General features: G+C 44.8%; 6 protein-coding genes. 1 reads left to right on the forward strand and 5 read right to left on the reverse strand.

Going from position 1 to position 7,194, the window contains the following annotated elements; all coding sequences use genetic code 11:
- The 4 genes from AB4496_RS09395 to AB4496_RS09410 form a co-directional block, all read right to left on the reverse strand.
- A partial coding sequence (locus AB4496_RS09395) for a PHP domain-containing protein (RefSeq protein ID WP_372130863.1) occupies positions 1-348 on the reverse strand: 348 nt, incomplete at its 3' end.
- 94 nt (positions 349-442) lie between these two features.
- Entirely contained in the window at positions 443-1,927 is a 1,485-nt protein-coding gene (locus tag AB4496_RS09400; protein WP_102257372.1) for a DNA polymerase Y family protein, read from the reverse strand.
- A gap of 3 nt (positions 1,928-1,930) precedes the next feature.
- Positions 1,931-2,638: a translesion DNA synthesis-associated protein ImuA gene (imuA, locus tag AB4496_RS09405; RefSeq protein ID WP_102257371.1), complete on the reverse strand. Its 708-nt coding sequence runs from the start codon at positions 2,636-2,638 to the stop codon at positions 1,931-1,933.
- 155 nt (positions 2,639-2,793) lie between these two features.
- A complete protein-coding gene (locus tag AB4496_RS09410; RefSeq protein WP_009849000.1) occupies positions 2,794-3,534 on the reverse strand; it encodes a YciK family oxidoreductase in 741 nt (246 codons plus the stop codon).
- A gap of 143 nt (positions 3,535-3,677) precedes the next feature.
- Between AB4496_RS09410 and sohB the strand changes: the two genes are divergently transcribed.
- Positions 3,678-4,739 carry a protease SohB gene (gene sohB, locus AB4496_RS09415; protein WP_009849001.1) on the forward strand — a complete coding sequence of 354 codons (1,062 nt, stop codon included), beginning with the start codon at positions 3,678-3,680 and terminating at the stop codon, positions 4,737-4,739.
- 205 nt (positions 4,740-4,944) lie between these two features.
- Here sohB and glgB read toward each other — a convergent pair whose 3' ends face one another.
- Positions 4,945-7,125, reverse strand: a complete 2,181-nt coding sequence (gene glgB / locus AB4496_RS09420) for a 1,4-alpha-glucan branching protein GlgB (RefSeq protein WP_102258064.1) — start codon at positions 7,123-7,125, stop codon at positions 4,945-4,947.
- Between the last annotated feature and the right edge of the window lie 69 nt (positions 7,126-7,194).

Here is a 7,194-nt window from a genome sequence, read left to right on the forward strand (position 1 = left end):
CATGATATCCCACTCAGAGAGCTGATAATGTCCTTTGCTGCTACGACGTCTCGCGTTGGTAATAATACGACACAGCTCGGCATAGGCCTCTCTATTTGGGCATAGCAAAACCACTTGGCACTCTTCATTTAACCAAAACATGCTCCCGACAATTTGCTTGAGCGACAGTTTATGTTGCTTGATTGCTGAGTGAACCTTAACGATGCCCGCGACTGAGCACTCATCAGTAACCGCGAGTGCTTTGTAACGTAAGAAGTCGGCCTGTAAAACAAGCTCTTCCGCATGCGAAGCTCCCTCTAGAAAGGAGTAATTACTTTGGCAAAATAGCTCTGAGTATTGCTGAGACATAACGTAATCTCACTTAACCATTGCGAGTGAACATGATTGAAAAGGGCGTTTAAATTGAGTAAATGGTGCGGGTTGGCGATTCAACTTTTGTTGGTTAGCTAAATAAGCCGTGCAAAAACCACTGTTTATCTGGTGTTCTAAATACCCATAACCATCGACCGTTTTCACTGTGAGCAATAAAGTAGTCACGAATGATTTTTTCACCATCCCACCAGCCAGACACAATGCGCTCAGGGCCTTGAAATAAGGTGACGCTTTCGGTTAAGGCTTCGGGCTCTGGCAGTAAAATACTGGGCCGGAGTCGTTGTTGATGGACGTTGAGAACTATGGTTTGTTGCTCGCTCTCTGGGGGCGTTTGCTTTTTTGCCACAGACTTACTCAGTGTTGGGAGCGAATACTGATTGGCCTTTTCTGGCCTTGGATCGTGCAGTATTTTGGGAGTCTGAATACAAGCTTGCCCGAGCTTTGCTTGAAGCAGCGAGAGCAAATCTAGCGCAGCAAGCGTTCCTGTATTGCCATCGAAAAGATCATGGTAGGCGACTTGCGGTTCTCCATGACGAATCAAAGAGAGAGTCAGCCCCTGTACGGGTGCTGTTATCTTCAGTGACTCTAAGGTTAGATGCGTTAGGTTTGCCCATTTGACAGCAAGGTAATCGCCCTGCGCGGAATAAAAAGAGACAGGGTGGTCGTCTTTATCCCTTAGGTGCAAAGTCAGCGTTAACTCGAAAGCCACTCGGTCGCGTAACCTCAAAAAACACTCGAGCTGATTCAACAATTTCAGCAAAGGCTTTTCGATGAACAGGATGTTTTCAATATCAAACAGCAGCTCCAAATATTGTTGGAAACTCTCTGGTGGGTGATAGAAATCAATCGGGTGCTTGAACTGCCCATTAAGACGACCAACATAGTTCACCAAGTCGATATCAAAGCGGCGCGCGACATCTTGCAAAGGCAGTTTCAATAAGTCTTCAACGACATTGATACCAACACGATTCAGGCGCTCAACTTGTTTAGCAGGAAGTTCGCTTGAACTCAGTGCTTGTTGGTTAACCCAAGCTTTCATCTGCTCAACATTGTTCGTCGCTTGGTTGATGGATTGTTTGCCTAAAAGGATTGCAGAAAGCGGCGAATAACCTGTAGCAAAGCTGAACTGGATATTGAGCGTTTCTAAATGGCTTTTGAGTTCATGCCAGTAGTTATCTAGCCCATCATAAAGCGACAGCATGTTAGAGGACTTAATCAATAATCCATTGGGTGGCAGTAAAGCCATGTCAGAAGTGACCAAATACGCCCATTGAGCGATCTCTTTGAGCTTACTTTTTTCTAGCTCAATACTGTAAGGGTGGACGTGTAAGTTGTGACACAGCGCCGCCGCAGACCCTAGCCCCATACCAAGTGAAATTCCCGATTGCAGCGCAGCTTGGTTAGCTTGCAGCACACGGTGATCTTTTTCATCCACGATGATAATAGGTTGCTCGTGTAACTCTTCATTAGAGTGAACTTTCTCGGAGTTAGATAGCTCAGAATTAAACAAGGTATCCAACTGCAGAGATGGAAAGTGCAGATAAAGCCATAACATACGCTAGCCTTGCTTCGCAATAGGGAAAGCAAGCACAGTGTTACCAGACAACGCATGAATTGAGTTGTTTTCATCGATGACTTTTTCTGTGAGTAACGGCCAGTTCTGGTTCATGTCCAGAATAAAACTTCCATACGACCAACTGCCTTTTCTCTTAGTCACCTCAACCTTTAACCCTTGGATGTGAAAAGACAGCTTCATGCTTAAAGAAACGGGCAGGGATAACTGATTATGGCTGGTGGCTTTAAAGTGAAATTGCAGGCATTTGCCCGTTTCGCTTGCTGCTTGTAAGCGTTTGGTTTGGTGGATTTCGAGATCGGCTCCCCATAACAATACCGAGTGACAAGCACCACTCTTGAGGCATTGCTCGGCTGCCCATAATGCATCGAGGTCGCGTTGAGGCTCGATCACCAAGATGTTATCGAGCTCAATACCTTGGCTGCTAAAAAATTCGGCACAGATCTTCCCCGGTGGGTTAATGAAGATGGCCAATTTTTGTGAGTTTTGTTGAGCTAAATAGGGTGTAAGCAGGCGAAGTTCGCCGATCCCTTGTTGCGATTCAACCTCAATAACACCATGCGTCGGAAAGCCACCATCAAGCTGTTTATCCAGTTGAGGATAGCCTGTTGAAGTAGTACTTCCTTGCGCTGTTGATTGTAACCCTGTCCAGATTAGCTGGCGGTCTTGTAAGTTTTTTATTAGTTCATGCATAATTAAATACCTGTATATTTATACAGTATATTTAACAATGAAAAAGATGCAAAGAGAAATGATGAAAATTAGCGGAAGTAAGTGTTAGTTGATTGATTTAGATACAAAAAAAGCCGCTATGGAAGCGACTTTTTACTATTGATTAATGATATCAGTTACTTAGGTTGAGCATCGATACATTGGCCATGAATGTCTGTCACACTTGGGTTCATTAAGTGTAGATACAACGGGATGATGTCGAGTGGCGTTTTTAGCTTGTTCGCATCTTCACCTGGGTACGCTTTTGCACGCATGCGTGTTTGAGTACCGCCTGGGTTAATCGCATTAACACGGATATCGGTACCTTCAAGCTCATCGGCTAAGATCTGCATCATGCCTTCTGTAGCAAACTTTGAAATCGCGTAAGTGCCCCAGAACGCACGACCAGAGTGACCAACCGTTGAAGAGGTAAAGACAATACGACCCGCTTCCGCTTTCTTAATGACAGGCAGTAATGCTTGAGTCATTAGAAATTCAGCTTTAACGTTGATTTGCATGACGCCATCAAACGTTTCTTCATCGATTTGATCGAATGGACTTAACGTGCCAAGCACACCTGCGTTATGCAGTAGACCATCTAAACGACCGAACTGTGATTCAATGGTTTCAGCCATGTCGATGTAGTTCTGTTTTGTCGCGCCTTTTAAATCCAATGGGATAATCGCAGGCTGTGGGTAACCAGCGCTTTCGATTTCGTCGTAAATTAATTCAAGGTTTTTGACATTGCGGCCTAACAGAATAACAGTTGCACCATGTTGAGCGAAACTTAGCGCGGCTTGGCGACCAATGCCAGCACCGGCACCTGTAACCAAAATTACTTTATCTTTGAGGGCATCTGTAGAGATTGGGTAATCCACTGTGCTTATCCTTCTTTCTTTTATTATGTTCGTCATTCCATTGATGTTTAATCACACAGATAACCGCAGGAATGATGAGAAATTCTTGGTAATCGTGACAAGATGGTTACAATACACTAATTCATACAATAGGGGATATGACATTGGAATTTTTGTTGGACTACGGCTTGTTTTTAGCCAAGATTGCGACCGTTGTAATCGCCATCATTGCAATTTTAGTGATAGCTAAATCTGTGGGTGGAAAATCAAGCGCAATTAAAGGTGAGCTGGAAATCACGAACCTATCTGAGCATCACAAACAAACGATTGAACAACTAGAGCACCATTTGCATGATGATGCTTTCATCAAAGCACGTGATAAAGCAGAAAAGAAAGCGGAAAAAGAAAAAGTAAAATCACGTGGCAAAGAAGTGAAGAAAGCAGCGAAAGAGGGTGAGCTTGATAGCAAGCGTGAACCACACCTATTCGTTCTTGATTTTAATGGCAGCATTGATGCGAAAGAAGTGGCTTCATTACGTGAAGAGGTAACGGCGGTTCTGGCTGTTGCTCGTGAAGGTGATGAAGTATTGCTTAAGCTTGAGTCTGGCGGTGGTATGGTTCACGGCTATGGTCTGGCGTCTTCTCAACTTGACCGTATCAAAGCGGCAGGTCTGCCTCTGACTATCTCGGTAGATAAAGTCGCAGCAAGTGGCGGTTACATGATGGCATGTATCGCAGACAAAATCGTATCTGCACCGTTTGCTATTGTTGGTTCTATTGGTGTTATCGCTCAACTGCCAAACTTCAACAAACTGCTTAAAAAGCACGACATTGAATTCGAACAGCTAACGGCAGGTGAGTACAAACGCACGCTTACTATGTTTGGTGAGAACAGTGATAAAGCACGCGAGAAGTTTAAAGAAGAGCTAGAGGAAACTCATGGTTTGTTTAAAGATTTCATCCGTGACCACCGACCTGCGCTAGATCTTGAAAAAGTAGCAACGGGTGAGCACTGGTTTGGTACACAAGCGCATGAACTTGGGCTGGTGGATGAGATTAGCACTTCTGATGATTTAGTCGTAGCGGCATGTAAGGACAAAACAGTTCTAGCGATTCACTACGTACAGAAGAAAAAGCTTTCAGACAAACTAGCGGGCGTGGCAGGTAAATCTGCAGACAGCGTGCTGATGAAGCTGATTGAACGTGGTCAAAAGCCGATTGTTTAAGCTTATTTAGTTTTAGCTCTAGTATCTAGTATCTAGTATCTAGGTTTAGTGCCTTGCGTCTATTGAAGACGTTTGAGCCTTAAAAAGAAAGCGCATAAGTCATAAGACTTATGCGCTTTTTTATTGCTCCACTTCCGAGCGGGTGACCACTATGTTGTAGGGGGAGCGGAGTTTTATACCAAGCACTGACTTACTGTGATTGTTATTAGTTTAATTTGTAAAACACCGTTGAAAGTGGTGGTAAACGCAGCTCAATCGACGTCTCCAAACCTTCGCTTGCTACTAATTCAACCTTAGCAACCTGCTTCACTTCAAAACCGCTGCCTGCGTAATCAGCCGAGTCAGTATTCAGCAATAGCGAGTACTGGCCTTGGGCTGGAACACCTAGACGGAAACGCTCATGAGGAACAGGCGTAAAGTTAGAAACAACCAATACTCGTTCACCCGACTCACTAATACGTTCATGAGCTAAGATACTTGCTTCAGCAGAATCTTGTAGACGCCATTCAAAACCTTTCGGGTCGAAATCAAGATCGTGCATTGCCGCCTCAGAGCGGTATAGATTGTTCAAATCTTTCGTTAAGCGTTGAACACCTTGGTGGCGTTCATATTCCAACAAGAACCACTGCAGTTGATCATCATGATTCCATTCAGCCGTTTGACCGAATTCAGCGCCCATGAAGTTCAGCTTTTTACCCGGTTGTGCATACATGTAACCCATGTAAGCGCGTAGGTTAGCCGTTTGCTGCCACTCATCACCCGGCATCTTGTTGTGGATAGAGCCTTTACCGTAAACCACCTCATCGTGAGACAGAGACAATACGTAGTTTTCGCTGTGAGCATAAACCAACGGGAAGGTAATCGTATCGTGGTGATATTTACGGTTGATTGGATCTTCTTGAATGTAAGACAAGCTATCGTGCATCCAACCCATGTTCCACTTAAAACCGAAGCCTAAACCGCCCATAAAGGTTGGTGCTGAAACACCCGGGAAAGCCGTCGATTCTTCAGCAATTGTCATCGCGTTAGGGAAGTGTTTATAAACTTCTTCGTTCATCCACTTAAGGGTCGCGATGGCGTCGTAATTTTCATTGCCGCCGTCTACATTCGGAATCCATTGATCATGGCTACGCGAGTAATCGAGGTACAACATCGAAGCAACCGCATCAACACGAATGCCATCGATATGGAATTGTTCGAACCAGTACAATGCATTTGCTACTAAGAAGCGACGAACATGCTCTTTACCTAAGTCGTAAATGTACGAGTTCCAATCTTGGTGCCAACCACGGCGTGGATCTGGGTCATGGAACAAAGGCGTTCCATCAAAGTTAGCTAAACCGTGATCATCACTTGGAAAGTGTGCAGGAACCCAGTCCAGAACAACGCCTAAACCGGCTTGGTGACATTGGTCGACGAAGAATTTGAAATCATCTGGAGACCCAAAACGACTCGTTGGTGCGAACAAGCCTATTGGCTGATAACCCCAAGAGCCGTAAAACGGGTGCTCTGAAACCGGCATCAACTCTACGTGTGTGTAACCGAGATCCGTTAGATATGGGATTAGCTCTGCCGCTAGCTCACGGTAGTTTAGGAATTCACCTTCAGCATTGCGCTTCCAAGAGCCGGCATGCAATTCATAGAATGAAAGGGCTTCTTTGCGCTTTTGCGTTACCGGGCGATTCTGCCATTGAGAATCTTGCCACTGGTAACGAGCGTGATCGTAAGTCACAGATGAAAATGATGGGTACTGCTCAGAATAGAAACCCCATGGGTCAGCTTTATGTGGCAAGCCTTCGCCATCAGGCCCTTTTAATTCAAACTTGTATTGTGCGCCTTCTTCCAGATCAGGAATAAATAAGCCCCACATACCATAATCTAGACGCTGCATTGGGTGGCGACGACCATCCCAAGCGTTGAAGTTACCCACCAAGCTAGCCGCTGTTGCATGCGGTGCGTACACCAAGAAACGCGTGCCTGAAATCGTCTGTCCATCACGCTCTAGCGTAATAAACTGAGCCCCCATGTGATGATACATATCTTTAGGTGTATGAAGATCCTCATAACTCGCGTACAGATCATGGTATTGGTATGGATCATCGATGATCTGCTCTACTCCATTCCAATCAACCGCAAGCTTGTAGTGAGTAAAACGTAAGTCTCTTTCTTGCTTAAGAATGAAACCACTTTCACCCTCTCGCGCTAACTTAATACGAGGTTCCTTTCCAACAATCAACTCGACTTTATCTGCCCCAGGAATCCACACTCGTAATGAACCTTGTTCAGAAGGTAAGTATGGCCCTAAAAACGCAAATGGGTCTGTGAAGCAAGCCTGTGATAGTTGGGTATATATTTGTTTTTGCTTTGAAATCGAACTTAGTTCCAAAACGCTTCTCCCTAACCAAACATCCAAAAAACATAATACAAAAATGCCCGCTATTAGTGCGGGCAATAT

This window comes from Vibrio sp. 10N.222.46.A1 (assembly GCF_041473595.1).
GTDB classification, from domain to species: domain Bacteria; phylum Pseudomonadota; class Gammaproteobacteria; order Enterobacterales; family Vibrionaceae; genus Vibrio; species Vibrio tasmaniensis_A.

Bases quoted from the DNA above. Each gene is read 5' to 3' on its own strand.
- imuA (WP_102257371.1), bottom strand. From the start codon at position 2,638: ATGCATGAACTAATAAAAAACTTACAAGACCGCCAGCTAATCTGGACA.
- AB4496_RS09400 (WP_102257372.1), bottom strand. From the start codon at position 1,927: ATGTTATGGCTTTATCTGCACTTTCCATCTCTGCAGTTGGATACCTTG.